Origin of the sequence: Moraxella haemolytica, assembly GCF_030177935.1 — a bacterium.
In the GTDB taxonomy this organism is placed as follows: Bacteria; Pseudomonadota; Gammaproteobacteria; order Pseudomonadales; family Moraxellaceae; genus Moraxella; species Moraxella haemolytica.
Window position 1 is genome coordinate 525,522 of record NZ_CP089974.1, and the last position, 24,705, is coordinate 550,226.

The following is a 24,705-nucleotide window of genomic DNA, read 5'->3' on the forward strand; positions in this document are numbered from 1 at the left end:
AAAGAAAAATATTTGCTCATAAAGCTTTGATTAAGCAAATAGCGGACAGTTTTCAGGCAGATCCTGAAATTCATCTTTGCCTGTCATGGCATTAACGATGGTGGGTTTGGGTTTGGGTTGTTGGGCGATAAGTCCTAATTCAGCCATGAGTCGATCATCGTTGGCTTGGGACTGATTGCCTGTGGTCAGTAGCTTATCGCCATAAAAGAACGAGTTTGCTCCTGCCATAAATGCTAATGCCTGCTCGCCATCGGTTAGGCTTTCACGCCCTGCCGATAGACGCACATAGCTAGTTGGGCAGCAAATACGAGTAACTGCAATCGTACGAATCCATTCAATGACGGATAACCGACCTTCTTCTAGAACCTTATCGCCAAGTGGTGTGCCTTTGATGGGGACAAGCAGATTGACAGGAATGGATTGGGGGGCTACAGGCATAGTGGTTAGTTCATGTATCCAATCAATGCGATCTTCACGGCTTTCGCCCATGCCCACGATAGAGCCACTGCATACATTGATACCAGCTTTGCGTACATGGTCTAGGGTTTTTAAGCGGTCATCATAGGTGCGAGTAGAGGTAACTTGATTGTAATAATTGCGAGAGGTATCAAGGTTGTGATTGTAATAATCAAGACCTGCGTCAGCAAGCATTTGGGCTTGCTCAGATTGTAACATCCCTAAAGTCATGCAGGTTTCAAGCCCTAAGGCTTTAACTTCACGAATCAGTTCGGTCAGATAGGGCATGTCTTTGGTTGAAGGGTGCTTCCAAGCGGCACCCATACAAAAACGAGAAGAGCCAGATGCTTTGGCTTGTTTTGCAGCATTGATGACTTTTTGGACTTCTAGGCGTTTTTCAGCTTCAAGCCCTGTTTTATCACGGTAATGACCTGACTGTGAACAGTAGCCACAGTCTTCAGGGCAGTTGCCTGTTTTGATGGATAGTAGGGTGCTGATTTGTACTTCATTGGCATTGAAATGCTGTCGGTGTACACTTTGAGCCTGCATCAGCAAATCCATGAGTGGCAGGTCGAACAGGCGAGCAATCTCTTCTTTACTGCGTCTTATTGCTGTGTTGTTGTTCATTAGCAGTCCTGTCAAAAATAAACTGAAATTTATCAGTAAACAAATGTTCCTTATTCTAACAAACTTTATAAAAATAGTAAACAAGTATTCAAAAAAGACGCCATCATTGCTATGATGAATCAATTAGGTGAGTTATTTACTAGTCTTGCTTTTAATGGCATTAACAACCTGCTCAACATAAGGCTTGACTTGGTCAATATAGCCTTTATATTCATCAGGGATTTTTGTGGCGTGCTTGGCAACTCCTGCAAACCAAAGCACAAGCTTATAGTCTCCTGTGATTTTGACATCGCCATTTTGTACAGCGGTCATAAAAGCGGCGATATCACCTTTGGTAAGTAGCTTAACACCTGTGTTGGAATCCTTAAAATCAATGGTTAAATCCGCTTTGTCTGTTTTGCCTAGCGACTGACTAAACGAGCTTTGTGTAAACTCATAAAAACGCTCAGCGGTTGGGCTGATGAACTGGATGCTGATATTTTTGTCGGCAATGAGAGAATTTAGCTCATCATTTGAACGGCTTTTAATGAGCGAGCTTAAACGAAAGCCTAAAGTGGCAAGTAGGGCATCTAAGGCATCTGCTTTAATATCTAAAAAAGGCACTATAAACATATCAAAACTCAAAAATAAAAAGTGAATAAGAGCTAATAATTAGCTAATTGATAAAAACTCATCAAGTAGTATAACAAAAATTTTTCACGAAAAGCTAGCTATTCAAATCATGATTATTATGTTTTTGTGTTTTATTTGACGGTTTTGGTGGTACATGTGCAGTTGGGCAAGTCAAGCGTACATCAATCAAGTGTGTACATCAAAACGATGACCCAAGGCATATAGCACTCCTTCAAGCCCTGTAATATTGATGGCTGCATCAGCTTTGGCTTTAACAATAGGTTTGGCATGATAAGCGATGCCTATATCGCTGATGTGCATCATTGGTAAATCATTTGCCCCATCGCCAACGCAGACCACTTGGTGCATACCGAGCGAGTGTGCGTTTGCAATCTTAGCAACGATGGCAGCCTTTTTGTTGCCATCAATGATATTGTCATCTATTTGTCCTGTTAATTCATCACCCAAAACAGATAGGGTGTTAGCGTGATATTCATCTATGCCGAGCGTTTGAGCGACATATTGGGCAAATGGCGTAAAACCACCTGAAATCAGTACTGTATGATAGCCCAACGCTTTTAGTGCCTTGATGGCGGCGTATGCACCTGAGCTAAAGGTAATGCGTTTGGCGATGATTTCGTCAATGACCGATGCCAAGACCCCTTCAAGCAGTGCCACACGGCGAGCAAAACTGGTTGCAAAATCAATCTCACCACGCATTGCCTGCTCGGTAATCTCTAAAACCTTATCCTCAATGCCACAGAATCTAGCAATCTCAACGATAACCTCTTGTTCAATTAAGGTAGAGTCCATGTCAAAGCACGCCAAACGGTGGTCGTGCAACACTTGACCGACAGACAAAATGTGTACATCGGCATCATTATCAAGCCTATCTGCCAAGTAGGTGCTAAGCTGTTCATCAATGATATGAGTGGCAGCTTTGCGTTCGCCATCGCTCATCTGGATACATTGGGCTTGGGCGAGCAGATAGCGATGAACAGAAACATCAGCTAGCGGTTCTTGAACTTCTATGAGATGGGCATTTGTTTTGGCGTTTTCATCATCATGGACAATGATGGCTTGCCAGTTTGCTTGAGTATCCACCCATGCCTGTATGAGCGAATCAACATTGCCGTGCGGACGCTTGACAACGACCACGATGGCAAAGATGGGTAATTGTTCCAAAGGAGCGGTAGTTATGCTCATGCCTATGGGTAGTACATTGGCAACAGAATTTAGGGCGTTTTGCCATGCTTGACTATGCTTTGGTAGGGCGTAAGTGATGCTCATATATGGATAACCCTGTTTTCTTGGTGATGAGTATGGGCTATCATGCCCAAATATCAAAAAAAATACAACCCCCATTCCAAACTTTTTACCCTTTGGTATCAAAAATATAACCAAGATTGTGTTATTGTTTGGGTATTTTTAGAAAAAACACTGATTTTTTGGCAAAAATAGATAAATTTTAGCTAAAGATGCAGCAATTTTTAGCATAAGCGTGGTAAAATGGTTGTTCTCATCAAGTTATTTACCCATTGTTGCCACAATCCTTGGCAGGGGGTTTTAGGTTTTTGTATCTTATGACTTTCTTAGCACCACGACAAGGGCTTTTTGCCGTATTTATTTTGGTTAGTTTATGTCTGCATACTTTGTTTTTTGTGCTCAGTGAAGAGCGTGAAAGCAAAGATAGATACCGCATTTCTGCTGAGCAGTCAATCGCTGAGCTTACCTTGGAGCTAAAAGCACCACTTGCTAATAATGACCGTATCAGCATGAGCGTGCTAGCAGATAAATATGCCAAAGATTATGAGCTGTCTTTTGTGGGCATCTATGACGCTAAAGATATCCTGATTGTACCTGTGGGCAGTGAGAATGATGCAGGTATTTCCCTAAAGGGGTCGGTGGTCTCGGGCAGTGATGCACTAGGTAGCGTGGTGGTAAAAGCCCCGAGCATCAGTCGTGCTAAGATTATCTCAGAACATTGGCTATTTTTGCTTGGTGCATTGGCACTGCATATGATTTTGTGGTTGATATATGGCTATATTGCCCGCCCAACCAGTGAACTAAGAGATAGTATCGCCAAAAAAGTACGCCTAGAACTACTGGATAAAGGTCTTTTGGTACAGCAGACTACGCAGTCGCTAACTGCAACCGCTAAGGCAAATGAAGATGTAAATGACAAAGGCGAAGACAAAGACAGGGGTAAAGCCGTCCCATCGGTGAATTCATTTCTACAAAAAGCCAGAATTCAGCAAGAAATATCAATGGGTGATACGCAGGCAAATACTCATGATGTGACTGACACTATCTCTGATCAAGCTGGTTACATGGTTCAAATACTGCTTGAAGACCCAAATCAACTATTATCCACCGTAAGCCATGACAATAAAGTGGCGTATTTCGCCTTATGCAATCAGCTACTAGATAGGTCGCTAAAAGAGCTGTTGAATCTGACATTATTGGTGGGTGTGCAAGCAAAAGTGATTAAATATTATGATGATAAGGGTGCAAAAGTCGTCATCAATGGCAACGACCGTGCCAAACAAGCAACAGCAGCAGTATTCTTATCAAAGCTCATGCTTATGCTGAATCAGGCGGTGTACGATAAACATCGTGAAATCAAACGACCTGCATGGCAAATTCGCACCGCCGTTAGTAGCGTACAGCATGCTAGTGTGGTGTTGGGATTGACCAATAAACGCAAAGAAACGCCACTGATTCTGATTGATGAACAAGCTCAAGAAGAAGTAAAAGTGTATGTTGAGCTTGTGCGGTTAGATAACCCCAAATCCATTCACGAGCGTGAAAGTCGCAGTCTTGCCAGTGTGAGTAGGGCTACTGCTGAGCGATTACGCCAAGCGATGGAAAAAGTGCTGTTATAAGAATGCTATCATAAAAAAATTCAAAAATACTTGACATTTTTATAAATAACTTATATAAGGCTGTTGGTGGTTGATAAAAATGCAATCAAAAGTCATTCTATCGGCTACCTAATGAACAGATGATTAATGGGGAGTCATGATGAGCGAAATTGATGATTTTGATGATGACAACTTTGAAGAAGATACCGATGCAAAATTGGTAGATGAAGTCAAAGCAAAACCTTTGGAAAAACGCCTAAAAATTGATGCACTGCTAGAGCAACAGCGTTTAAAAAAGCTCGAGCAGGCACTTGAGCAGGAAGATGATTTTGCTGAGTTTGATTTAGATGATGATTTTGATGACTTTGACGACTTTGACGATTTTTAACCTGTTAAGTAACGGCAAATTAAGATGATGGGATTTGTACCTGTTGGTATAAATCCTTTTTAAATGATATACCTTGATAATGATTAAGAGAGCAACAATGAACAAACAAGCATTATTTGATTATCTAGAATCCGATGCCAATCAATTCGGACTAGATCCGATTGCTGCACATGGTTTTTTGACAGCAACGGTTGTAGGCAAGCCTTTGCCAAATTGGCTATCGGCATTTTTTGAAGGCGGTGAACAGCAAGTTGCTGACGAGGTCAAGCAGGCATTGCTAGCATGGCAACAAGAATTGCACGACACACTAAAAGCAGAAGAACCGATTGAATTGCCTTTTAATGCCAGTGAAGAAGCTGAAGATTTTAGTGAAGAAGGGGATCTGGCGGCGTGGGCCATCGGCTTTGTTGATGCCATGTACTCTGATGAGAATGTTGATTGGTTTGATGATGAAAGCACCAAAGAAGATGTGGCGATGCTTACCCTGCCAATGGTGCTTTTATCCGGCATTGATCCAGAAATGGACGATATGCGAGATGAAGAGACGCTGGCACAGATGGCAAATGCCCTTGAAGACAATATTACCGAGCTGTTTTTGTTGTTCCATACAGATGATTGATGATGGTTGTTTTTTAAGCAAATTGTGCGTAAAATGGGTCTTGGTTGACCCATTTTTTATGTCAAAATCAACAAACAGCGGAAAAAATCATGCAATTATCCAATCTAGAGCACTTGCCCAATCACACCATTACTGAACGCTTGGATGTGGTCTATGGTAGCACGGTGCGTACCAAACATGTGGGTAAGGACTTTTTGGCAGGGCTTAAAAATATCATAGGCGGTGAGCTTGTTGCCTATACCGAGCTACTCGAAGAAGCACGCCAAGAAGCTCTTGACAGAATGATTGCTAAAGCGGTGGAGCTTGGAGCAGATGCGATAGTGGGCGTGCGGTTTGCTACTTCTAATGTGGCAGCAGGTGCGTCTGAAATCTTTGTTTATGGCACAGCGGTTAAGGCAATAAGAGAGCCTTTTGTGCAGACCACCGCACAAGCCATACCACAGCAAGATTTGCAATCAAATCAGGCATAAACCATGAGCCTGTTTGAATAAATCTGGGGCGATGCCATGAATATGATTGCACTGCTTTTGCAGAATTTTCAAATCGTTACTGTCATTATTTTGGTGGGTGTGGGGTGGTATTTTGGCACAAGATCCGAACGCAAGCATCTGGCAAATTTGGATGCTGACGAAAGGATTTTGGCGTATATCGTCATTTCAAATGAACGCTTTTATCAGCCTGATACTCATGCAGATGGCGTACTGGTCTTAGGTTCGGTATCTATTGCTCAAGACTATTTTAAATTGATGTATTCTGGTGTTTTAAGCCTATTTGGTAAAAACCTAACCGTTTATGAAAGACTGCTTGAACGAGGACGGCGTGAAGCGGTGGTGCGAATGAAAAAGCAAGCACAAAAGAGCGGTTATAATCACATCTATGGTGTGAGAATTGAGACATCAACGATAGGTAATGGCGGTGTGGAGGTGCTTGCCTACGGCACGGCAGTGGCCAGTTTGGATAATTTTAATGTATCCTTACAGCCTACCCATCTAAACCAGTAACGCCCACCGTAATAACTTTTTGTTGGTTTCTACCCCTAACTTTGGTTACCAAAAAATCCCCACAATCCCCTTATTTTTTGCTAAAATAGGGGGTATTTTTTCATTAAAATTTTGGAGTTATGATGCGTACTTTGGATCAGTTGTCCGCCACTTATAATCCTGCCGATATTGAAGCAGGCATTTATGATAAATGGGAACAAAAAGGCTATTTTAAACCTACCACCGACAAAGACAAATCCTTTTGTATTGTTTTGCCACCACCTAATGTAACAGGCTCACTGCATATGGGGCATGGCTTTAATAATGCCATTATGGACGCACTGACTCGCTATCATCGCATGAAAGGCTACAACACGCTCTGGCAAGGCGGTACTGACCACGCAGGCATTGCCACGCAAATGGTGGTAGAACGCCGGCTCGGTTTGCAAGGTATCAGTCGCCACGACTTAGGGCGTGAGAAGTTTTTGGACAAAGTGTGGGAGTGGAAAGAGTTATCGGGTGGCACAATCACTAGCCAAATCCGCCGTTTGGGGTCAAGCGTGGATTGGTCTCGTGAACGCTTTACGATGGACGATGAGCTGTCCGATGTGGTCAAAGAAGTGTTTGTTCGCCTATATGACGAAGGTCTGATTTATCGCAAAAAACGCCTTGTGAATTGGGATACCAAGTTGCATACCGCTCTATCGGATTTGGAGGTAGAAAATCACGATGAGCAAGGCTCGCTTTGGCATTTTAATTATTATTTCGCTGATAAAAATTTAACAACGGTAGATGGTAAAAATCACCTTACCGTTGCCACCACTCGCCCAGAGACACTGCTTGGCGATACGGCGGTTGCGGTTAATCCTGATGATGAAAGATATGCTCATTTGATTGGTAAAACAGTTATTTTACCTATTACTAATCGTGAAGTACCCATCATTGCTGATGATTATGTGGAAAAAGAATTTGGCACAGGTTGTGTAAAAATTACCCCTGCTCATGATTTTAATGATTACGATGTAGGTGAACGCCATCACTTGCCTTTAATTAATATCTTTGATAAAGATGGTTGTATTTTGACCGAATTTGATGTGATTGGACAAGATTCAATTTCAGCTCCGACTGAGTATGCAGGACTTGACCGCTTTGTTGCTCGTAAAAAGTTGGTTGAGCAGGCTACCAATGAGAGTTGGCTTGAAAAAATAGAGCCACACGCTTTAAAAACGCCAAAAGGCGATCGTTCTGGTACGGTGATTGAGCCATTACTAACCGACCAATGGTATGTCAACATTGATGAACTTGCCAAACCTGCCATCGATGCAGTGCAAAATGGCGATATTAAATTTGTGCCAGAGCAATATACCAATATGTATATGGCGTGGATGCGTGAGATTAAGGATTGGTGTATTAGCCGTCAGCTTTGGTGGGGGCATCGCATTCCTGCGTGGTATGATGACAATGGTAATTTTTATGTGGGGCGTAATGAAACAGAAGTTCGCCAAAAATACAATCTAGGCGATATTGCTTTACGCCAAGATGATGATGTGCTAGATACTTGGTTTAGTTCGGCTCTTTGGACATTTAGTACATTGGGTTGGAAAGGTGATGAGAGTGATTTTGATAATCAAATCTTACAAAAATTCCACCCAACTTCGGTGCTGGTAACTGGCTTTGATATCATCTTCTTTTGGGTTGCCCGAATGATTATGATGACTTTGCATTTTGTCAAAGACAAAGACGGTAAACCGCAAGTGCCTTTTAAGACGGTTTATGTGCATGGGCTTGTTCGTGATGGCGAAGGTCAAAAAATGAGTAAGTCAAAAGGCAATGTATTAGACCCACTGGATTTGATTGATGGCATTGATTTGGAGAGTTTGGTTGCCAAACGCACCACAGGACTGATGAATCCTAAAGATGCCACCAAAATTGAAAAAGCCACCAGAAAAGAATTTGAAAATGGCATCAATGCTTATGGTACAGATGCGGTGCGTTTTACTTTTTGTGCATTGGCGAACACAGGGCGAGACATTAAATTTGACTTAAAACGAGTAGAGGGCTATCGTAATTTTTGTAATAAAATTTGGAATGCTACTCGCTTTGTCTTGATGAATGTTGATGGCAAAGACATTGATACTGATGCACGCCCAGAGCTTTGGGAGTTGCCAGAACAGTGGATAGTAAGCCGTCTGCAAAAAGCAGAACAATCGGTTAATCTTGCTTTTGATACTTATCGGTTGGATTTGGCAAGTCAAGCGATTTATGACTTTATTTGGAATGAATATTGCGACTGGTATGTGGAGCTGACCAAGCCTGTCTTAAATGACCCTGAAGTATCTGATGACAGAAAAGCCCAAGTGCGGTATGTCTTATTATCGGTGATGGAAGTTGCCCTACGCCTTGTACATCCAATCATGCCGTTTATCAGTGAGGAAATTTGGCAGACGCTTACCCCAATGATTAATCGTGGTGGAGAAAGCATTATGCTAGCTCCTTATCCAATAGCCGATGAAAGCCGTATCAATGAGCAAGCCGAAAATGATATGGCGTGGTTACAAGGCTTGATTGGGGCGGTGCGTAATATTCGTGGCGAGATGAATTTGGGCAATAGCGTCAAATTGCCTGTGTTATTGCAAAATATCACGGATAGCGAAAAAGCACAAATTACCCGCATTGAGCCTTTATTTAAAGCACTTGCTAAGGTGGAAAGTATCACATTCTTGACAGATGATGAAAAAGCCCCCTTGTCGTCATCAAGCGTGATTGGACAAGCGACCATTTATGTACCGATGAAAGGCTTGATTGACCCTGCGGTAGAACTTGCAAGACTACAAAAAGAGCTGGACAAATTACAAAAACAATTTGACCAAATTGCAAATAAGCTAAATAATGAAGCCTTTGTTGCCAAAGCCCCATCTGCGGTTGTTTCGGCTGAACGAGAGAAATTAAGTGAGCTTGAAAGGCAGATTGGGAAGGTGAAGGAGAGTGTGGAAGAAATCAATAATATGTGATTTGTAATTGGTTGAAAAATCAGGCATAATCATTGTGAAATGGCTATGTCTGATTATCATTTTTTAGAGAAGTATTATGAGTAACGATTTAAGCAAAAAATATGTGGTAACAATTGATACTAATATTTTTCATAGTATTGGCTATAATTTTAATAGCCCAAAGATATATGAATTAAGCAAAATTCGAGACAGAAATATTAAAATTATTCTTTCTGATATTATTTACAATGAGATGATAAAAAATTTTGAAAAAAATAAACGGATAGATGAGCAAATAAAGCAGTTAGGAGGATTGGTTGCTTTTGCTGGTGATAATAATATTTTATCAAAAGATTTACAAATTTCCATTAAAAATGAGTTAAATTCTTGTAACCACATAGAGATTGCAAGGAGAAAAATCGATGATTTTTGTAACGAATATAGTATTGAAATTATAAACACTTCCAAGCTGGTTGATATGCAAAGTATTTTGGATATGTATGTTAAAAGTATTGCACCGTTTGAGAAAAATAAAGACAAATCATCTGAATTCCAAGATGCAATCAGTTTAGTCGGATTAACAAATTGGGCAAAAGAGCAGAATTACGAAATTCTAGCTGTCAGTAATGATAATGGTTGGAAAGACTATGCTCATAGCTTAAAAATCATAAAGGTTTTTAGTGACATTTCCCTAATTGCAGAACATTTATTATTGTTGGAGAATAAACAAAAAGAGTTAAAAAGATTAAAGGAAAAATTACTGAAATTTATTGATAGAAACTATGATTTAATATCAGGAATAATTGAAAGTGATGTAGAGAATTACGGATTATATCCTCTTGCAGATAGTCATTACCATTATGAAGTTGAAGATAAATATATAACATATATAAATCACACATTTGACAATGAAAAAATAGTTATTACAGAAATAGATCAAGATTATTTTGATGTCAGTGTCTCTGTAAATATTGATTATGAAGCCAATGCTACATTTTTATTTGAAATGAAGGATGGCATTGATGGAGATTATATCAGTATGGGAAATAGTATGGAGATAATTGAAGTTAATGATGATTTTGATTTTTTTATGAGATTTCATTTGGATGAAAATACAGAAATTACAGACTTTAAGCTAAGTAATTCCAAAAGTCATCACGCTATCCTTGAAGTGGATTTTGGCTGGGTGGAACCAAATTGGGATTATTAAAATATCATAGTTAAGGTTAAAATATGGCATTAGCAAAACATTATGAAGAGATTTTGGAGCGGTTACATAGCAATGTAAATTCCATTAACTATTTAATTAAACCAGAAAATAGATGGATTATTACTGATGATAGATGGCAACAGATTCTTGCTAATTTAAATAACCAGATAGAAAAAGCAGAGAAAATTTGCAAAGAATTGTCAAATAAAGATTTGTTGCAATTGCAGAATGAAATTGATAATTTAAAAAAAGAAAATATAGAACTTAGGTAATATATTGATGATTTAAGTAATAAATCAAAAGTAGATAATATATCCAATAAACAGCTATCAGTTGAGCAAGCAATTATTTTTCGCCATAAAATTCAAGATGGATTTACACAAGTTTTACTGGAAAATTATAAAAATGATATTGTTATACATCATAAAGATTTTCCTGAAATTACAGATTATTTAGAGGGTAAAATCTTAGATGTTGGAATTGATGTAATGGGTAATATATTTTCTATTAGCGTTTCCGATAGGACAGAAATTGAAGGTTTTACTAGAATTTCTAGAGGGAGGTTAAAAATGATTGATGGTGAGAATTATGCAATGATTAAGTCCAAGAAAAAGATATATGTGCCAGAATGGATTTGTGAAAATTTTTACCGAAGAAATAAGTGGCATAAAGTTTATTATATGGAAGTTGATAGATCTGTAATCGGTGATAATGGAGAAATTTATGATAGTGTTGTTTTACAAACCTTTATTATTGAAAATTAACTAAAACTACGCCAACCCTCACAACCCCTATGCAATCACATCAACATCAGGGGCATCGCTAAAAACACCCAACAATCATTTTACCAAAGACAACATTAGACAGCCATAATGGCCACTAAGGAGATATAAAAAATGCAAGTTTATCAAATACAAATTAAAGAAACTTTATCAAAAGTTGTCAAAATAGAAGCGGACAGTCTTGATGATGCCATTCAGATGGCAAAAAAGTGTTATCAAGAGGAAAATATTGTCTTGGATTGGAGTAATTTTGTTTCGGTGGAATTTGGTGAAAGTTTGGTGTTGAACGAGTAGAATTCTTAAAATTATCAAAAAGGCATTATTAAGCAATAACCACTCAATCAAAATATGAATTTAAACAAAAAATCCGTGAGCAAATTAGTGTGATTTGATTGCCATTAAGTTTTTAACCACCCCAAACACCAAACTATGCCCCTGCACTATCACATCAATATCAGGGGCATAGCCACCGCCCATGGTTACCACCGTTGGCAATCCCTTGTCAAACAGTGTCTGAATCACATACCGCTCTCGCTCATACAGCCCATTCATGGTTAAGTTTATCCGTCCAAGCCTATCATCGGCGAGCACATCTACCCCTGCTTGATAAAATACAAAATCAGGATTAAAACCATCAAGCACTTTGGGTAAATGCTGTGTTAACAGCGACAAATACTCATCATCGCTCATGCCATCAGCAAGATGAATATCCAAATCTGATTTGGGTTTGTGATAGGGATAATTTTTCTCACCGTGCATACTCATCACAAAGACATTGGCATTATCCGCCATAATGGACGCATTGCCATTACCTTGATGAACATCTAGGTCAAGGATTAAAATCTTTTTGGTAAGCCCTTGGTCTAACAGTACATGGCTTGCCACACAAACATCATTTAAAATACAAAAGCCCTCACCACTATCTGTAAAGGCGTGATGCGTACCGCCAGAAGTGGATAGGCTAATGCCATCTGTCAAGGCATATTTGGCACACTCGATTGTCGCTCCAACAACAAGCCTTTCACGGTCTATGAGTTCTTGATTCATCGGCAAACCGATTTTACGGCAGTCTTTGGGTGGTAGTGTCTGTGTATTTAGGGCGTGCCAGTAGTTGGCGGTGTGCGTGGTTAAAATCTCATCAACAGTTGCCATTGTCGGTGTAAAAAATTGAGAGAGTTTGGCAATGTCATCAGCAAGTAGTTTTTTTGGTAACAATGCGTACTTTGCCATCGGAAAACGATGTCCTGCTGGCAGGGGTAGGCAAGAAGCGGGGTGATGGGCGATTTTAAAGGGCATGGCTAATGGTTGGTGGTGCGTATGGTTTTATTGGGATTGATTGGTGGGGATAAAAAAGCCACCATCGCTTTGTGATTCGGTCTCATCAGCTATCTCTAGGTAATCATGTACGATAGGGCTAGGCTCAACCTCGCCCATGATCTCGTTGAGCAATCGCCAAGCCAGTTCTGTTAGTCCAGACAAGCCTTGCAAATAGCAGGTGAGAGCCTTATCGCTTAGGGTGCTAAACTCGGCATCAACTGACATTTTTACACGCACTTCACCATCGGTGGGGTCAAGCTCTATGCTACCAAAAGCGATGTTTAAGTTGGTGTGAGCAATTTTCATGAGCATGGGTGCGTAGTGACTGGGCGGTACAGTCTGGGTGAGTACGCCAAACATTGCCATAAGCTGATTTTGTTCATTGATGCGAAACACGCAGGTCCAGTCTGATGAATTATCCGAGAAACTTAAAATCACATGATGTGTGCGACCATCAGTCTTGGGGCTGGGTTTGCGATGTTCGTAGTGCCAGTCTTGGGCACTAAGCCATGCTGTGATGCGGTCGGTGATGGGGTGGGGGCTTGTGCTTAAGGTCTGCTCTTGAGTGGGTTGTATTTTTGTGAGTAAATTTTTTAGCTTGTTGAAGAATTTCATGATGTGTGCGTTCGTTATTTTTGGTGAAATTGTAGCCTAATGGGGTATATTATGCAAAACAAATATCAACTAAATTGCTAAAATTGCATAAATCAGTTTTGATTGTGTGGGATTTTTGGTATTATTAACCATATTTTTAAATGATGACAGATATGACGGTTTTTACTCAATCGCCCATTGTTACGCTTGATGCCATTGATGTACAGCGTGGAGAGTTTGTGCTGTGTCAGGGTGTGAATTTGACGCTTAATGCAGGCGATATATGCCATTTGATTGGTGAAAATGGACTGGGTAAGACAACGCTGCTATCACAAATTGCAGGACTGCTACCGATTGTCTGTGGGCAGGTGATGTATCATGATGATGTCGTAAGTCCAGTTTATGTGTCGCATCAGCTTGGGATTAGCGGTAGTTTGACGGTTCGGCAAAATTTAGAGTTTTTATTGTCTTTATATGGGGCGGATACACACCGTGAAGTGATAGATTTTGCTCTTGAGCAGGTGGGGCTTTATGGTTTGGGTGATGTATCTAGCGTACAGCTGTCAGCAGGGCAGATGCGAAGAGTGGGGCTGTCTCGCCTGTTCGTCTTAACGCCTAGAGAGTCAAAGTTTTGGTTACTTGATGAGCCATTAACGGCACTTGATGTTGACATGGTAAAACGCATGGAATATCGTATCGCAAACTTTGCAAAATTGGGTGGTGCGGTGCTGATGACTAGCCATCAAAGTACCGAGCTAAGAACGAGTGTGCTTGATTTGGCGGAGTTTGCGTTATGATGAAAAATGCCTTTGCTACGATGTTGCTAAGAGAGTGGCATATTAAAAGACAAGGAGCGGTGCAGTGGCTATTCCCTTTGATGATTTTTTTGATTATCATCACGCTGTTTCCACTTGCAATAGGGGCTGAACCTGCACTCTTGTTACGCTTGGCAACTTCTGCCATTTGGATTGCAGCTTTATTGTCGCTAGTGATGGGTGTTGATGACCTATTTAAAGCTGATATGGAAAATGGCACGCTAGCACAGCTTGTGGTGTCAGGGGCGTCGTTACCAATCTGGGTGTTTGCCAGATTGCTTGTGCATTGGGTATTTAGTGCAGGTTCCGTCTCTTTGTTGTCATTGCTTGCCATGCCTTTATTTAATATGCCGCTTGGTGATACGCTCATGCTCATGTTGTCTATTTTGGTGGGTTCGCCGCTCATGCTTATGTTATCAGCGATTGCCAGTAGTTTGACCTTGAGTCTAAAAAATGGTGCGGTACTTGTGCCACTTGTTGCCTTGCCCATGCAGTTACCTGTGTTGATATTTGCTACTGGTGCGGTTGATTTGTATGCCACTGGACTAAATGGGCTGCCGACTTTGGCACTGCTTGGGGCAATGAGTATTATGGCGATTATCATCACGCCATGGGTGGTGGCACAGATATTAAAGATGGTGTGGTCAAATTAGCATCAAGAATCAATCTAGCAAATAAACCAAAACCGCTAAACATATGGCGGTTTTGGTTTATTTGGTTGGATTAGTTAAGACGATGACAGTTAAAGATTGGCATACTTTGGCGGATGTGCTCTTGTTTGGTCTTGTCAAACTCTCCATAAACAACCAAATAGCCCGCTTCGCCTACTTCACTTTGATGGCTATCGGCAATCACTTGCCCATGAGCGTCCACCATCATTGCATGACCCCAAGTTTCTCGGCTCTTACTACCGATGTGGTGAATGCCTCCTTGCGTACTACCAATCATCATGCACTGACTATCTAAGGCACGAGCTTGTAGTAATAATTGCCAATGTGCCTCCCCTGTCTTATGAGTAAAGGCGGCAGGTACGCTGATGATGTCAGCTCCCAATGCTCTTAGTTTTTGAGCCATCATAGGGAAGCGGACATCAAAGCATATCATCAGTCCTAAGTTAATCTTTTGGTCTTGTATGCTTAGGGGGACAACCACAAGCTCATCACCTGCCTCAAAGGTCTTACTTTCGTCATAGCTACCTGTGCTGTCATTGACGGTGGCACGAAACAGATGAATCTTATCATAACGAGCGATTTGACGGCCGTTTGGGTCAAAAACTAGGTTGGTTTGGCGGTATTTGCCATCTGATACAACAGTGCCATTATGACGCCTATTACATGGCAGTGTACCTGCAACCAGATGTATCTGATGTATTTTGGCGAGATTTGACAGGGTGTTACAAATCTCATCAAAACGCCAAGCCAGTTCGTTTTGTCTGCCCATGACACACATATTTTCAGGTAATACGATGATGTCAGTGTGCGGTGCGACATCGGCGATGGCACGACCTATGATGTCAAGATTGGCATCAATGTTGGTCTGACTATTTAGTTGAATGCTAGCAATACGAATGGTCATGGCATACTCTATAATGAATGAAGATAATTAGCCGCCGCCTACCGCTTGCACGACCTCGATGGTCATGCCATCATTGATGGCGGTGTTGGAAAGTTGTGATTTTGGTATCAGCATACCGTCAATCTCAACGGCAAATCTGCCTTCGGTCATTGCCAGTTCGGTCAATAAATCAAGGACGGTGGCTTTATCGGTGGCGAGTGATTCGCCATTTAGGGTGATATTTTGCATGGCTATTGGATTTTGGTTGTTAAGATTGATTGGGTGAATTGTTAGTTTGATTGTGCGGTTAATCTGCCAAAAACAAGTATCAGCCATCCGCTAATCATAAGTATGCCACCAACTGGCGTAATCATACCAAGCCATTTGGGTGCACCCAAAGCGATGGCATACAGTGAACCGCTAAAGATGATGATGCCACATTGCAAAAAATACGCAGGCAGAGTCATTTTGTAGCGACCTGTAGCATTCAATACACCGATGGCAAGCAGACCTAATGAGTGTATGAATAGATACAAGGTTGCTGTATCCCAAATGCCTAATTCATACGCACCTGCAAAATTTTTAAGTCCATGAGCACCAAATGCACCAAGGGCAACGCCAATGGCAAGATTGATGGCGGCAATTTTTATCCAAATCATAAAAAACTGTGCTATTTTATCAAAATTTATTTATATCAGCCTTATGTCAGCAAAACCTTTGATGTCAGTCGCTTAGCATGGTGCTATCTATAGTCATGGCTTCTCGGATTTTATCCATGGCGTTTTTTTCAATTTGGCGGACTCGCTCGGCAGAGATGTTATACACTGCGGCTAGGTCGTGCAGGGTGGATTTTTGGTCAGCAAGCCATCTTTGGGTAATGATGTCTCGTGAACGCTCATCTAGCTCTTCCATGGCTTCTTTTAAGGCACTGGTGGTATTTTCTTCCCAGTCGGCTTCTTCAACCACATCAGCAGGGTCAATGGCATCTTCTAAGAACAGTTGTGGTGCATATCTCCCATCATCTTCATCGGAGTCTTGCATTTCAAATGATGCATCATAGCTGGTCAAACGAGATTCCATTTCAAAGACTTGTTTGACGGTAACATTTAGGTCTTTGGCGATGGCTTCAGCTTCTTCTTGGGTGAGCTGGTTGCTGGATTTTTTAAGACTTCTTAGGTTAAAAAACAGCTTTCTGTGTGCTTTGGTGGTCGCAACCTTGACGATTCGCCAATTTTTAATGACGAACTCATGAATCTCTGCCTTAATCCAATGTACTGCAAATGATACCAGTCGCACACCTTTGGTTGGGTCAAAGCGTTTTACTGCCTTCATCAGACCTAAATTACCTTCTTGAATCAGATCGGCTTGCGACAGTCCGTATCCAGAATAACTGCGAGCAATATGAATCACAAATCTTAGGTGGCTCATGACAAGCAGGCGAGCAGCTTCAACATCGCCGTCGTGGTAGTAGCGTTCAGCAAGCTGCTTTTCTTCGTCAGGTGTCAAAATAGGAATTTGATGAACTGTATTGATGTACGCACCAAGATTTACGCCAGGGGCTGCCAAATGTGTTGGCATGGCAGGGACTAAATCACGGGTGGCGACTTCATGATTGGGTGTATCGCCATGCGTAATGATGGTGCGAATGGCAGGCGTGATGGTCTTGATATCATCTATGCCTTCATGGTCGTCAAGCTCTTCATAATCATCCATATCATGCACATGAAAACCATCGCCAAGTGCCAATTCATCCATCTCATCAATGGCGTACTCACCGTTATAATCATCAAAGTTACTCATGTCATCTAAATCATCATAATCATGAGTGCTGTTGTATTTTTTTGTCATAAATAGTGCTTAGGCAAATAAATTCTTTTGGGTCTATTGTAAGGCTTAAACAACCTAAACGCTAGCTTTTTTTGTGATGATAAAGTGAAAATAGTTTGCTGTATTGTGGCCGTCATCACTTTGCCAAGTTGTTATGGATAGCCCTTGTTTTTGACAAAATGCCACTAGGTCTGTTTGGGAGTTCTTATCACTGGCAATCAGGTACAAACTCTCATCAGTCGCAACGCCTCTTAGGGCGATTTTTGCTTTTAGTAATGGCATGGGGCAAGCTAAGTTACGAGCATCAAAAAAAGCGGACAGTGTTATGTTGTTATGCTTGCCTGCGAGTGCTTGCTGAATGTCGGTTAGTTGCTCTGTTGTTAATTGAAGCATTAAAGATGGAGTAAAGGTAATGGTTGTCATGTAAGGCGTTCTTATGTGTGGTTTTTTATGGTTGGTTTAATGGGATATTTGGGCGAGTTTATATTTTACAAGATAAAAAGAATGATTTGCACTGTTTAATAAGATGATTGTGGTGATGAATAACGGAGTTGGGTTTTGTGGTGATTTATAGTAAGATGATACAAATCGTTCTATAATGAATCCATGATGAAAAAAACACCCCTAGCCATGCTTTTGCTATCGATACCCTTGATGATGCCGGCAGTAGCTTATGATGGACAACAAACGACCGTCAAAGCGCCAAGTCTGATGGCAGGTGTGGGCTTTAACGAGCAATATCATCACCGACAAATTGCCCTATGGTCTTTGCGACAGATTCATGCCAATATACCTTTGGTTGATGATCCGTGGTCGGTTCAGCTGTTGCATGTCATGGTAAATCAGATGAATGCAACAGTCCGACAGCAACCTGTCATTGCCATGCCACTCATCAATGACAATCAGGTTAATGCTTTTGCTGTGCCAGGTGGGGTGATTGGGCTAAATACAGGCGTGGTGTTGTCAGCAGATGGGCTAGATGAGGTGGCGAGTGTCTTGGCTCATGAGATAGCTCATTTAAGCCAGCGTCATTATGAACAGCGTGCAGATAATCACAAAAAACTCTTGGCGTGGCAGATGGGTGGGCTATTGACAGCATTGGTGGCAAGTGCAGCAGGTGGCGATGCGGTATTAGCTGTGATGGCCGGCTCTCAAGCGGGGATGGCAGAGAGTGTTGCTGCTCATAGCCGAGAGCATGAGCGAGAAGCAGATAGGGTAGGTCAGCAGATATTATCTAAATCGGGTTATGATGCCCATGCCATGCCTAGATTTTTTCATCAGTTGCACCGGCAGGTTTCTTTAAATCAATCCTCAAGCGTTTTTATTCCTAGTTTCATGCAGTCGCACCCATTCACGATGGAGCGATTGTCTGAGGCGACCGCTCGTGCATCTCGCTATCCTACCGTGCCCATGAGTGATAAGCAAAACCAAGCTCGGCTGTTTGATTTATTATACTGGCGACTAAAGTATCTGACTCGTCAGACAAATCTGTCAGAACTGACGGTTAATGTCAAACAAAGTCAAGGGGCAAGATTGGCACTGGCAATGTTTTTCATGGATGATGGTCAATATGACCAAGCCCAAAAGACGCTTGATGAAGGTAATTTTATTCATGATGAGTTGTTATTCGTACTTGTGCAGGCAGATTTATTGAATGCACAGCATCGTTATGAGGAGGCGGTTCGCCTACTAAAGCCATTGCAGGCCATCTATCCTGAACGGCGAGATGTGCGATTGTATTTGGCAAAAAATCTCATCGCAACACAGCAAGCCCCTCAAGCGATTGCATTATTGCAAGATTTAACCAAAAAAACTTCGCACGATGTGCAGGCGTGGCAACTCATGCAACGGGCCTATGAATCTAAAGCTTATGGCGATCATGATGAACGCAGTCAAGAAATATCTACCATTTACGCATTGCAAGCTCGCTCTTGGACTGAGTTTTGGACGGATAAACACGAAGCTGCTTTGCGGTCTAACGCCCAAGCACTAAAAATCGCCAATGCTCATAAATCACTACAGTCATTGGTTGCGATGTTACAGGCCGATAAAGAACAGATTGTCATGGCAAAAGACTTTAAGCCAAGATTTTAGATGGGTAGACTCATGGTTGTTAAATCCAATAAAAAGCACGCCATACGGGTGTGCTTTTTTTGTTGATATAAACTGTAAAATAAACCCCATAAGTTTTGATGGGTTAGGCGGTCAAAGCCTTTTTGACAAGCACTGATATGACACCAGCATCAGCCCGACCTGCGGTCTTATCTTTGACAGCATTCATCACACGCCCCATGTCTTTCATGCCAGATGCACCTAATTCATCAATGGTCTCGTTGATGATGGCGTTGAGTTTGTCATCGGATAATTGCTCAGGTAAAAAAGCAGAGATGACATCAATCTCAAATTGCTCTTTTTGTGCCAAATCATCACGCCCATTGGTGGTATAGATGCTTAGGGACTCTTGGCGTTGCTTGATTTGTTTTTGTAAAATCGCCAATATGTCTTTATCATCAAGCTCGGTTTGCCCATCAATCTCTACTTGCTTAATGACAGCCTGCACATTGCGTAGTACCTTGACTTGTTCCATGTTTTTGGCTTTCATGGCGGTCTTGATGGTATCGGTTAGGGTGGTTTTTAGGGTCATAAGAGTATCCTTTATTAAGTTGTAAAAGTTAGGTAAGAAATGATGTGTTTTTGGTGATATCAACCAAGCTATTGTTGTAGCTCAAGCAATCTATCATATACCACGCTTTTTTTAATGCCTAGCACATCTGCCACGATTGCACTGGCTTTTTTTGGTGGCAGTTCTTTGGCAATGGCAAGTAGCCAATCATCATAATCGGCTTTTTGTACTGGTTGGGTGTTGCCTGCAACAACCAACACGATTTCGCCACGCTGTTGGTTGGCATCGTTTTTTACAAATGCCAATAAATCAGCCAGTGGCAATTTTTTTATTGTTTCAAAGGTTTTGCTAATTTCACGGCATAGCGTAACTTCTCGTTCGCCACCAAACACATCCACCATGTCGGACAGGCACTCCACAATGCGGTGTGGTGCTTCATAAAAAATCAAGGTCTCGGTGTGCGAGTCATACAGTCTTAAGGCTTCTTTGCGTCCATGTTGCTTGGTGGGTAAAAACCCTACAAAACTAAACTTATCAGATGGCAATCCTGCAACAGACAACGCCCCAATGACCGCACACGCCCCAACAATGGGAACGATGCTCACACCCACATCATGGCACGCTTTAACCAACCTAAACCCAGGGTCTGAGATAAGCGGTGTTCCTGCATCTGAAATCAAGGCGATTGATTGACCGTTCTGTAATCGTTCGGTAAGCCGTGCTGTCTGTATGTCGGCATTATGCTCGTGATAGGCAGTGGTGGGCGTGGTAATGTTAAAGAAACTTAATAATTTAGAGCTTGTACGAGTATCTTCACACGCGATCACATCGACCGATTCTAGGGTGTCAATTGCCCGTTTTGTCATGTCGTTTAGATTGCCAATGGGGGTGGCAACAACATATAAAATGCCTGTCATGGTATTTTGCCTTTTTTTGGTAAATAATGATTATTGGTCTAATTTGGGTAGGTTTAATTTGTCTTTGAATGTATAATTTTACAAAAATCTTTGACTGTCTTTAACCATCTTTTTTAACCAGCATTGTTCTAATCACTACTTTGCAGTTCATTATTTGCTATGTGTTGGCTTACCAAATCTGTATCCGTTAAATCCAGATTTTCCCCCAAGTGTAGCCAATTTCCCAATACATCTGCCAATTCATCGAGCCCTTCTTTATTCAATGCTGAAAACAACTGAATAGAAAAAGGTAGTTCTAGAGCTTGTAATTGTTTTTTTGTTTGCAATAGTGCGGTTTTGGCAGCCCCACGCTTTAATTTATCTGCTTTGGTCAGCAGTACATGCACAGGCAAACTACCATCTTTTGCCCAATGAAGCATTTGTTCATCAAAATATTTTAGTGGATGGCGAATGTCAGTGAGTAAAATTAGACCTGTTAGACTTTCACGATGCACAAGGTAGTTTTCAAGCTCTTTTTGCCACTTGATTTTCATCGCCTCTGGTACTTGAGCGTAGCCATAACCTGGTAAATCAACGATACGACTATGCTGACAACCAACATCAAAGAAGTTAATCATCTGCGTACGCCCTGGAGTTTTTGATGAGCGAGCAAGCTGTTTTTGGTGAGTGATGGTATTGATGGCGGATGATTTTCCTGCATTGGAACGCCCTGCAAATGCCACCTCAAAACCTGTATCAGCTGGGCAAAGTTTTAGGGTGGGGGCGGATAATGCAAAGGTGGTCTGGCGAATGATTTTTTGGTAGTCGGTGGTGGTCATGGCTTGCAAATTTGTGGTTTGATTTGTCGTAAAAATAACCAATAGTGTATCATGAAAGCCATAAAATAGCGACAATAAAGGAGTGTGTATATTTAAAGAAAGGAGTGTGTATATTTAAAGCGAATTGGTTTGGGCTTATCAACGCTATTATGTAGCAGTTGCACAAAAACTGCCTAAAAAAATAAACTGTAATAAACTCAACCGTTATGTACACTCTGCCCAAAATAGAACCCTAACCACTCATAAGGAGTAAAAGTCAAAGTTTTTCCTGTAGTCTCATCTTTCTTAGTTAAAGATGAATGTGGTCTAACTGTGTTGTAGAAATTAAGAAATCTGGTTAATTCTTGCTTTCTATGTTCACTACTGACAAATTCGTGTTTATCGTGCCAAAGCTCCATTAATGTTCGTATCACTCGTTCAGCTTTACCGTTGGTTTGTGGTCTACCTACTTTGGTAAATTTTTGGTTAATATTGTTGGCATAGCAGACTTTAACAAACTCATGGTCTTTGGTGCCTTTGTATTTAAGTACCGTTATCTGAATACACCACATCAATTTGGTAGGGACACGGTTCTATCATTTGTTCTGCCAAAAACTGTGCTGCACTAAAAGCGGTTTTGTCAGGCAGTATGGCAGCATACAGTTCACGAGAATAATCATCTATGACAACAAACAGATATTCTCTAGGACTGTTTGTGGTTTGTCCTTTGAGCAGAGGTAAGCGTTTGGTATCAATGCACCATTTCACCAAGATAAGATTTGTTGTAGCGTTTGGCTTGCTTTCTAAGTTTATCTTGGATGAATTTTTCAACTTTAGCTAAGCGTTTAATGCCATGTTTGGCTTGTTTAAAGCGATTGTTGGTGCCGGTTTGGGATTTTAATAACTTAACACGAGCAAGTTTTAAGACCTTGTAGATGGTAGGTCTTGATACTTTGTACTCCAATACTACCGAAGTTACCGATTGCTTATTCTGGTGATAAGCAGTCCAAATCGCTTCCCTGTGGTGGGGAGGCAGTCTTGTGTTTTTGTGTATGTTCATTTGCAGTATTTTACCTTAATACTGTAAATAACGGGAGTTTATCTTACAAATAAGTCTTTAAGTACTTACTTTTTTAGATCTCAAAACTTCTCGTATTAAGGACACCACCTGATCGTCTTTAAACTGCGTTTGAAACACCAATTTAGTTTCACTTTTAATATCGGCAAAAAGTTGTTGTGCATACTTGATTTTTTGCTGTTCTTCTTGACGCAAATCATCGCCGCCTGAAACATTTTTGCTTTCTAAAACCAAATTCAAGGTTTCGCCTGAATCGGTTTTCACAATATAAGCAAAATCAGGGGAATACGTTTTGCCACCAGCTACAGGAATTTTGATGGAATTTTTTGGAATTTTGGTGAACACAATCACCTCTTTAACCTGATTATCCGTAATGTTTTCACGCTCCAATTCGCTGTCATAAAACACACTTTCAAACAAAAATTCTTCTAGCGGATTCACTTCATCAAACTGCGTACCCAAATCAGAAGCATTCACTTCGGATAAAGCATTACCTTGATTATCGGTAAATTTTGTTGGGTGTACACTGCCACCCACACGGCTATAACCCACTTCAAACGCACGAAACGAATTCAGCAACAAACAACGGTCAAACCCTACCTGAATCGCTTTAATCGTCTGTTCATTCAGGTATTTTGAAATATCCAATACATCACGCACGGCAAAAAATGCTTGATGTAAGGTTTGCATTTGAATCAAAGCCGTTTGCGATAATTTGAGTAAAAAATCACGATAGCTCAATGTGTTAATGGATTCAAATATTTCATCATACACACTTTCGCTGTTTACTGCTGTTAATAATCCGTTGCTGACTTGGATTTCTCCGTCGATGATTTATCAAAGATAGAAATGCCTCTTTGGGTATTATCTTGGTAATGTAAACGGCTCAGATACATATCAAATCGAGATGATATTTGCTCAAAACATTCTGTGATAGTATCCTGACCACTAGAATACCCTTGCTCTATAACTGCTGCAAATATACGAATATTATTACTTTGAACTAATTTCAAGCAATCTTGAATGGCATTAATACGCTCACTCATTGGAATGCCTCTCCATTCACTCTTTCCAGATCTCATTGGTGAACCATGTAACTCATAGAAATATGGATCACTCCCTTCAGAATATTGGCAGAATCGAGAGGCTATCACATTCATTTTTTCCTCAATCCAATGAGTATTTCGTTCAAATACAGCGATACCTGATAATACAAAATATTTTTGAGTAGGATCTGTCGTAGAACTAGACTCATCAACATACATAAGATACATATAGCCTCTTTGTTCAATAAAAAAGAGCTATCGCTAGATTACTCTACCAGATAGCTCTTCCATAAATTTCTATTAAGGAGAGCCAGTAATGAAAATCTCATTAAACACCGTTAAACAGCGAAAACTGACCCTGCCACATAGTATAGAGATTTTTTGACAAAAATCAAGTATAAAAAATGATTTTCAGGCTTTACAAACTTGAAAGAATGTGTAAGATCTAGAACGTCTGACATACGGACAGAAAATCCTAGTGGATGTATTGGCTGGATACATCGTAGTAACTGTGTATTTGCGAATATGATTTGAACAGTTCTACGCAGTTGATTCAAAATCTTTTGCCATAGATTGGGCATTGCAGCTGGAATAGATTAAATAAGTTGA

31 protein-coding genes are annotated in these 24,705 nt (G+C 40.9%); 13 read left to right on the forward strand and 18 right to left on the reverse strand.

The features are described from left to right. Positions 1-30 precede the first annotated feature (30 nt). The 3 genes from bioB to serB form a co-directional block, all read right to left on the reverse strand. Entirely contained in the window at positions 31-1,083 is a 1,053-nt protein-coding gene (bioB, locus tag LU276_RS02435; RefSeq protein WP_284674095.1) for a biotin synthase BioB, read from the reverse strand. Between the two features lie 132 nt (positions 1,084-1,215). Further along, a complete protein-coding gene (locus LU276_RS02440) occupies positions 1,216-1,695 on the reverse strand; it encodes a hypothetical protein (RefSeq protein WP_284674096.1) in 480 nt (159 codons plus the stop codon). Positions 1,696-1,881: 186 nt separating this feature from the next. After that, positions 1,882-2,985 (reverse strand): phosphoserine phosphatase SerB, encoded by a 1,104-nt coding sequence (gene serB / locus LU276_RS02445; protein WP_284674097.1) that lies wholly within the window; start codon positions 2,983-2,985, stop codon positions 1,882-1,884. A 293-nt stretch (positions 2,986-3,278) separates the two neighbouring features. Between serB and LU276_RS02450 the strand changes: the two genes are divergently transcribed. The 10 genes from LU276_RS02450 to LU276_RS02495 all read left to right on the forward strand — a co-directional run bounded on the left by LU276_RS02450 (position 3,279) and on the right by LU276_RS02495 (position 11,822). Beyond that, on the forward strand, positions 3,279-4,580 hold the full coding sequence (locus LU276_RS02450; protein ID WP_284674098.1) for a hypothetical protein: 1,302 nt from the start codon (positions 3,279-3,281) through the stop codon (positions 4,578-4,580). Between the two features lie 139 nt (positions 4,581-4,719). Continuing rightward, complete coding sequence (locus LU276_RS02455) at positions 4,720-4,947, forward strand: PA3496 family putative envelope integrity protein (protein ID WP_284674556.1); 228 nt, start codon at positions 4,720-4,722, stop codon at positions 4,945-4,947. A 97-nt stretch (positions 4,948-5,044) separates the two neighbouring features. Continuing rightward, on the forward strand, positions 5,045-5,566 hold the full coding sequence (locus LU276_RS02460) for a YecA/YgfB family protein (protein WP_284674099.1): 522 nt from the start codon (positions 5,045-5,047) through the stop codon (positions 5,564-5,566). An 89-nt stretch (positions 5,567-5,655) separates the two neighbouring features. Next, complete coding sequence (locus tag LU276_RS02465; protein ID WP_284674100.1) at positions 5,656-6,036, forward strand: YbjQ family protein; 381 nt, start codon at positions 5,656-5,658, stop codon at positions 6,034-6,036. A gap of 36 nt (positions 6,037-6,072) precedes the next feature. Then, on the forward strand, positions 6,073-6,567 hold the full coding sequence (locus LU276_RS02470) for a YbjQ family protein (protein WP_284674101.1): 495 nt from the start codon (positions 6,073-6,075) through the stop codon (positions 6,565-6,567). Positions 6,568-6,689: 122 nt separating this feature from the next. Next, positions 6,690-9,557, forward strand: a complete 2,868-nt coding sequence (locus LU276_RS02475) for a valine--tRNA ligase (RefSeq protein WP_418001274.1) — start codon at positions 6,690-6,692, stop codon at positions 9,555-9,557. Positions 9,558-9,633: 76 nt separating this feature from the next. Continuing rightward, on the forward strand, positions 9,634-10,746 hold the full coding sequence (locus LU276_RS02480; RefSeq protein ID WP_284674103.1) for a PIN domain-containing protein: 1,113 nt from the start codon (positions 9,634-9,636) through the stop codon (positions 10,744-10,746). A gap of 23 nt (positions 10,747-10,769) precedes the next feature. Next, a complete protein-coding gene (locus LU276_RS02485; protein ID WP_284674104.1) occupies positions 10,770-11,018 on the forward strand; it encodes a hypothetical protein in 249 nt (82 codons plus the stop codon). A 216-nt stretch (positions 11,019-11,234) separates the two neighbouring features. Continuing rightward, on the forward strand, positions 11,235-11,510 hold the full coding sequence (locus LU276_RS02490; RefSeq protein ID WP_284674105.1) for a hypothetical protein: 276 nt from the start codon (positions 11,235-11,237) through the stop codon (positions 11,508-11,510). 132 nt (positions 11,511-11,642) lie between these two features. After that, a complete protein-coding gene (locus tag LU276_RS02495; protein WP_284674106.1) occupies positions 11,643-11,822 on the forward strand; it encodes a DpnD/PcfM family protein in 180 nt (59 codons plus the stop codon). Between the two features lie 84 nt (positions 11,823-11,906). Here the strand turns inward: LU276_RS02495 and LU276_RS02500 are convergent, their stop codons facing one another. Together LU276_RS02500 and LU276_RS02505 are read right to left on the reverse strand one after the other, a co-directional pair. Beyond that, entirely contained in the window at positions 11,907-12,824 is a 918-nt protein-coding gene (locus LU276_RS02500) for a histone deacetylase family protein (protein WP_284674107.1), read from the reverse strand. Positions 12,825-12,851: 27 nt separating this feature from the next. Then, a complete protein-coding gene (locus tag LU276_RS02505) occupies positions 12,852-13,460 on the reverse strand; it encodes a type III secretion system chaperone family protein (RefSeq protein WP_284674108.1) in 609 nt (202 codons plus the stop codon). A gap of 152 nt (positions 13,461-13,612) precedes the next feature. Between LU276_RS02505 and ccmA the strand changes: the two genes are divergently transcribed. Together ccmA and LU276_RS02515 are read left to right on the forward strand one after the other, a co-directional pair. Then, positions 13,613-14,236, forward strand: coding sequence for a heme ABC exporter ATP-binding protein CcmA (gene ccmA / locus LU276_RS02510; RefSeq protein ID WP_284674109.1), 624 nt, complete (start codon positions 13,613-13,615; stop codon positions 14,234-14,236). Beyond that, complete coding sequence (locus LU276_RS02515; RefSeq protein WP_284674110.1) at positions 14,233-14,907, forward strand: heme exporter protein CcmB; 675 nt, start codon at positions 14,233-14,235, stop codon at positions 14,905-14,907. The genes ccmA and LU276_RS02515 overlap by 4 nt, the downstream gene beginning before the upstream one ends. A gap of 70 nt (positions 14,908-14,977) precedes the next feature. Here LU276_RS02515 and LU276_RS02520 read toward each other — a convergent pair whose 3' ends face one another. The 5 genes from LU276_RS02520 to LU276_RS02540 all read right to left on the reverse strand — a co-directional run bounded on the left by LU276_RS02520 (position 14,978) and on the right by LU276_RS02540 (position 18,058). Continuing rightward, entirely contained in the window at positions 14,978-15,829 is an 852-nt protein-coding gene (locus LU276_RS02520) for a nitrilase-related carbon-nitrogen hydrolase (RefSeq protein WP_284674111.1), read from the reverse strand. Between the two features lie 27 nt (positions 15,830-15,856). Continuing rightward, entirely contained in the window at positions 15,857-16,057 is a 201-nt protein-coding gene (thiS, locus tag LU276_RS02525) for a sulfur carrier protein ThiS (RefSeq protein ID WP_284674112.1), read from the reverse strand. 41 nt (positions 16,058-16,098) lie between these two features. Beyond that, complete coding sequence (locus LU276_RS02530) at positions 16,099-16,464, reverse strand: DUF423 domain-containing protein (protein ID WP_284674557.1); 366 nt, start codon at positions 16,462-16,464, stop codon at positions 16,099-16,101. Between the two features lie 67 nt (positions 16,465-16,531). Beyond that, positions 16,532-17,386, reverse strand: a complete 855-nt coding sequence (gene rpoH / locus LU276_RS02535; RefSeq protein ID WP_284674558.1) for an RNA polymerase sigma factor RpoH — start codon at positions 17,384-17,386, stop codon at positions 16,532-16,534. Positions 17,387-17,710: 324 nt separating this feature from the next. Beyond that, positions 17,711-18,058 (reverse strand): sulfurtransferase TusA family protein, encoded by a 348-nt coding sequence (locus LU276_RS02540; RefSeq protein ID WP_284674113.1) that lies wholly within the window; start codon positions 18,056-18,058, stop codon positions 17,711-17,713. Between the two features lie 183 nt (positions 18,059-18,241). Here LU276_RS02540 and LU276_RS02545 point away from each other — a divergent pair, with 183 nt between their 5' ends. Next, complete coding sequence (locus tag LU276_RS02545) at positions 18,242-19,729, forward strand: M48 family metalloprotease (RefSeq protein ID WP_284674114.1); 1,488 nt, start codon at positions 18,242-18,244, stop codon at positions 19,727-19,729. A gap of 103 nt (positions 19,730-19,832) precedes the next feature. Here the strand turns inward: LU276_RS02545 and LU276_RS02550 are convergent, their stop codons facing one another. The 8 genes from LU276_RS02550 to LU276_RS02580 all read right to left on the reverse strand — a co-directional run bounded on the left by LU276_RS02550 (position 19,833) and on the right by LU276_RS02580 (position 24,324). Next, positions 19,833-20,279, reverse strand: a complete 447-nt coding sequence (locus tag LU276_RS02550) for a GatB/YqeY domain-containing protein (RefSeq protein ID WP_284674115.1) — start codon at positions 20,277-20,279, stop codon at positions 19,833-19,835. 68 nt (positions 20,280-20,347) lie between these two features. Then, on the reverse strand, positions 20,348-21,175 hold the full coding sequence (gene rsmI, locus LU276_RS02555) for a 16S rRNA (cytidine(1402)-2'-O)-methyltransferase (protein WP_284674116.1): 828 nt from the start codon (positions 21,173-21,175) through the stop codon (positions 20,348-20,350). A gap of 128 nt (positions 21,176-21,303) precedes the next feature. Continuing rightward, positions 21,304-21,993 (reverse strand): ribosome biogenesis GTP-binding protein YihA/YsxC, encoded by a 690-nt coding sequence (yihA, locus tag LU276_RS02560; protein ID WP_284674117.1) that lies wholly within the window; start codon positions 21,991-21,993, stop codon positions 21,304-21,306. 197 nt (positions 21,994-22,190) lie between these two features. Beyond that, positions 22,191-22,544 carry an integrase core domain-containing protein gene (locus LU276_RS10035; RefSeq protein WP_418001275.1) on the reverse strand — a complete coding sequence of 118 codons (354 nt, stop codon included), beginning with the start codon at positions 22,542-22,544 and terminating at the stop codon, positions 22,191-22,193. Further along, on the reverse strand, positions 22,516-22,740 hold the full coding sequence (locus LU276_RS02565; protein ID WP_284674118.1) for a DDE-type integrase/transposase/recombinase: 225 nt from the start codon (positions 22,738-22,740) through the stop codon (positions 22,516-22,518). The genes LU276_RS10035 and LU276_RS02565 overlap by 29 nt, the downstream gene beginning before the upstream one ends. Next, the gene (locus LU276_RS02570) at positions 22,724-23,032 is read right to left on the reverse strand and encodes a hypothetical protein (protein WP_284674119.1); all 309 of its coding nucleotides are present in this window, start codon (positions 23,030-23,032) and stop codon (positions 22,724-22,726) included. The genes LU276_RS02565 and LU276_RS02570 overlap by 17 nt, the downstream gene beginning before the upstream one ends. Before the next feature lie 57 nt (positions 23,033-23,089). Then, complete coding sequence (locus tag LU276_RS02575; RefSeq protein WP_284674120.1) at positions 23,090-23,740, reverse strand: restriction endonuclease; 651 nt, start codon at positions 23,738-23,740, stop codon at positions 23,090-23,092. Between the two features lie 104 nt (positions 23,741-23,844). Beyond that, on the reverse strand, positions 23,845-24,324 hold the full coding sequence (locus tag LU276_RS02580; protein WP_284674121.1) for a DUF3800 domain-containing protein: 480 nt from the start codon (positions 24,322-24,324) through the stop codon (positions 23,845-23,847). Positions 24,325-24,705 lie beyond the last annotated feature (381 nt).

Bases quoted from the DNA above. Each gene is read 5' to 3' on its own strand.
- bioB (WP_284674095.1), bottom strand. From the start codon at position 1,083: ATGAACAACAACACAGCAATAAGACGCAGTAAAGAAGAGATTGCTCGC.
- LU276_RS02440 (WP_284674096.1), bottom strand. From the start codon at position 1,695: ATGTTTATAGTGCCTTTTTTAGATATTAAAGCAGATGCCTTAGATGCC.
- serB (WP_284674097.1), bottom strand. From the start codon at position 2,985: ATGAGCATCACTTACGCCCTACCAAAGCATAGTCAAGCATGGCAAAAC.
- LU276_RS02450 (WP_284674098.1), top strand. From the start codon at position 3,279: ATGACTTTCTTAGCACCACGACAAGGGCTTTTTGCCGTATTTATTTTG.
- LU276_RS02455 (WP_284674556.1), top strand. From the start codon at position 4,720: ATGAGCGAAATTGATGATTTTGATGATGACAACTTTGAAGAAGATACC.
- LU276_RS02460 (WP_284674099.1), top strand. From the start codon at position 5,045: ATGAACAAACAAGCATTATTTGATTATCTAGAATCCGATGCCAATCAA.
- LU276_RS02465 (WP_284674100.1), top strand. From the start codon at position 5,656: ATGCAATTATCCAATCTAGAGCACTTGCCCAATCACACCATTACTGAA.
- LU276_RS02470 (WP_284674101.1), top strand. From the start codon at position 6,073: ATGAATATGATTGCACTGCTTTTGCAGAATTTTCAAATCGTTACTGTC.
- LU276_RS02475 (WP_418001274.1), top strand. From the start codon at position 6,690: ATGCGTACTTTGGATCAGTTGTCCGCCACTTATAATCCTGCCGATATT.
- LU276_RS02480 (WP_284674103.1), top strand. From the start codon at position 9,634: ATGAGTAACGATTTAAGCAAAAAATATGTGGTAACAATTGATACTAAT.
- LU276_RS02485 (WP_284674104.1), top strand. From the start codon at position 10,770: ATGGCATTAGCAAAACATTATGAAGAGATTTTGGAGCGGTTACATAGC.
- LU276_RS02490 (WP_284674105.1), top strand. From the start codon at position 11,235: ATGGGTAATATATTTTCTATTAGCGTTTCCGATAGGACAGAAATTGAA.
- LU276_RS02495 (WP_284674106.1), top strand. From the start codon at position 11,643: ATGCAAGTTTATCAAATACAAATTAAAGAAACTTTATCAAAAGTTGTC.
- LU276_RS02500 (WP_284674107.1), bottom strand. From the start codon at position 12,824: ATGCCCTTTAAAATCGCCCATCACCCCGCTTCTTGCCTACCCCTGCCA.
- LU276_RS02505 (WP_284674108.1), bottom strand. From the start codon at position 13,460: ATGAAATTCTTCAACAAGCTAAAAAATTTACTCACAAAAATACAACCC.
- ccmA (WP_284674109.1), top strand. From the start codon at position 13,613: ATGACGGTTTTTACTCAATCGCCCATTGTTACGCTTGATGCCATTGAT.
- LU276_RS02515 (WP_284674110.1), top strand. From the start codon at position 14,233: ATGATGAAAAATGCCTTTGCTACGATGTTGCTAAGAGAGTGGCATATT.
- LU276_RS02520 (WP_284674111.1), bottom strand. From the start codon at position 15,829: ATGACCATTCGTATTGCTAGCATTCAACTAAATAGTCAGACCAACATT.
- thiS (WP_284674112.1), bottom strand. From the start codon at position 16,057: ATGCAAAATATCACCCTAAATGGCGAATCACTCGCCACCGATAAAGCC.
- rpoH (WP_284674558.1), bottom strand. From the start codon at position 17,386: ATGCCAACACATTTGGCAGCCCCTGGCGTAAATCTTGGTGCGTACATC.
- LU276_RS02540 (WP_284674113.1), bottom strand. From the start codon at position 18,058: ATGACAACCATTACCTTTACTCCATCTTTAATGCTTCAATTAACAACA.
- LU276_RS02545 (WP_284674114.1), top strand. From the start codon at position 18,242: ATGATGAAAAAAACACCCCTAGCCATGCTTTTGCTATCGATACCCTTG.
- LU276_RS02550 (WP_284674115.1), bottom strand. From the start codon at position 20,279: ATGACCCTAAAAACCACCCTAACCGATACCATCAAGACCGCCATGAAA.
- rsmI (WP_284674116.1), bottom strand. From the start codon at position 21,175: ATGACAGGCATTTTATATGTTGTTGCCACCCCCATTGGCAATCTAAAC.
- yihA (WP_284674117.1), bottom strand. From the start codon at position 21,993: ATGACCACCACCGACTACCAAAAAATCATTCGCCAGACCACCTTTGCA.
- LU276_RS10035 (WP_418001275.1), bottom strand. From the start codon at position 22,544: ATGTGGTGTATTCAGATAACGGTACTTAAATACAAAGGCACCAAAGAC.
- LU276_RS02570 (WP_284674119.1), bottom strand. From the start codon at position 23,032: ATGAACATACACAAAAACACAAGACTGCCTCCCCACCACAGGGAAGCG.
- LU276_RS02575 (WP_284674120.1), bottom strand. From the start codon at position 23,740: ATGCAAACCTTACATCAAGCATTTTTTGCCGTGCGTGATGTATTGGAT.
- LU276_RS02580 (WP_284674121.1), bottom strand. From the start codon at position 24,324: ATGTATCTTATGTATGTTGATGAGTCTAGTTCTACGACAGATCCTACT.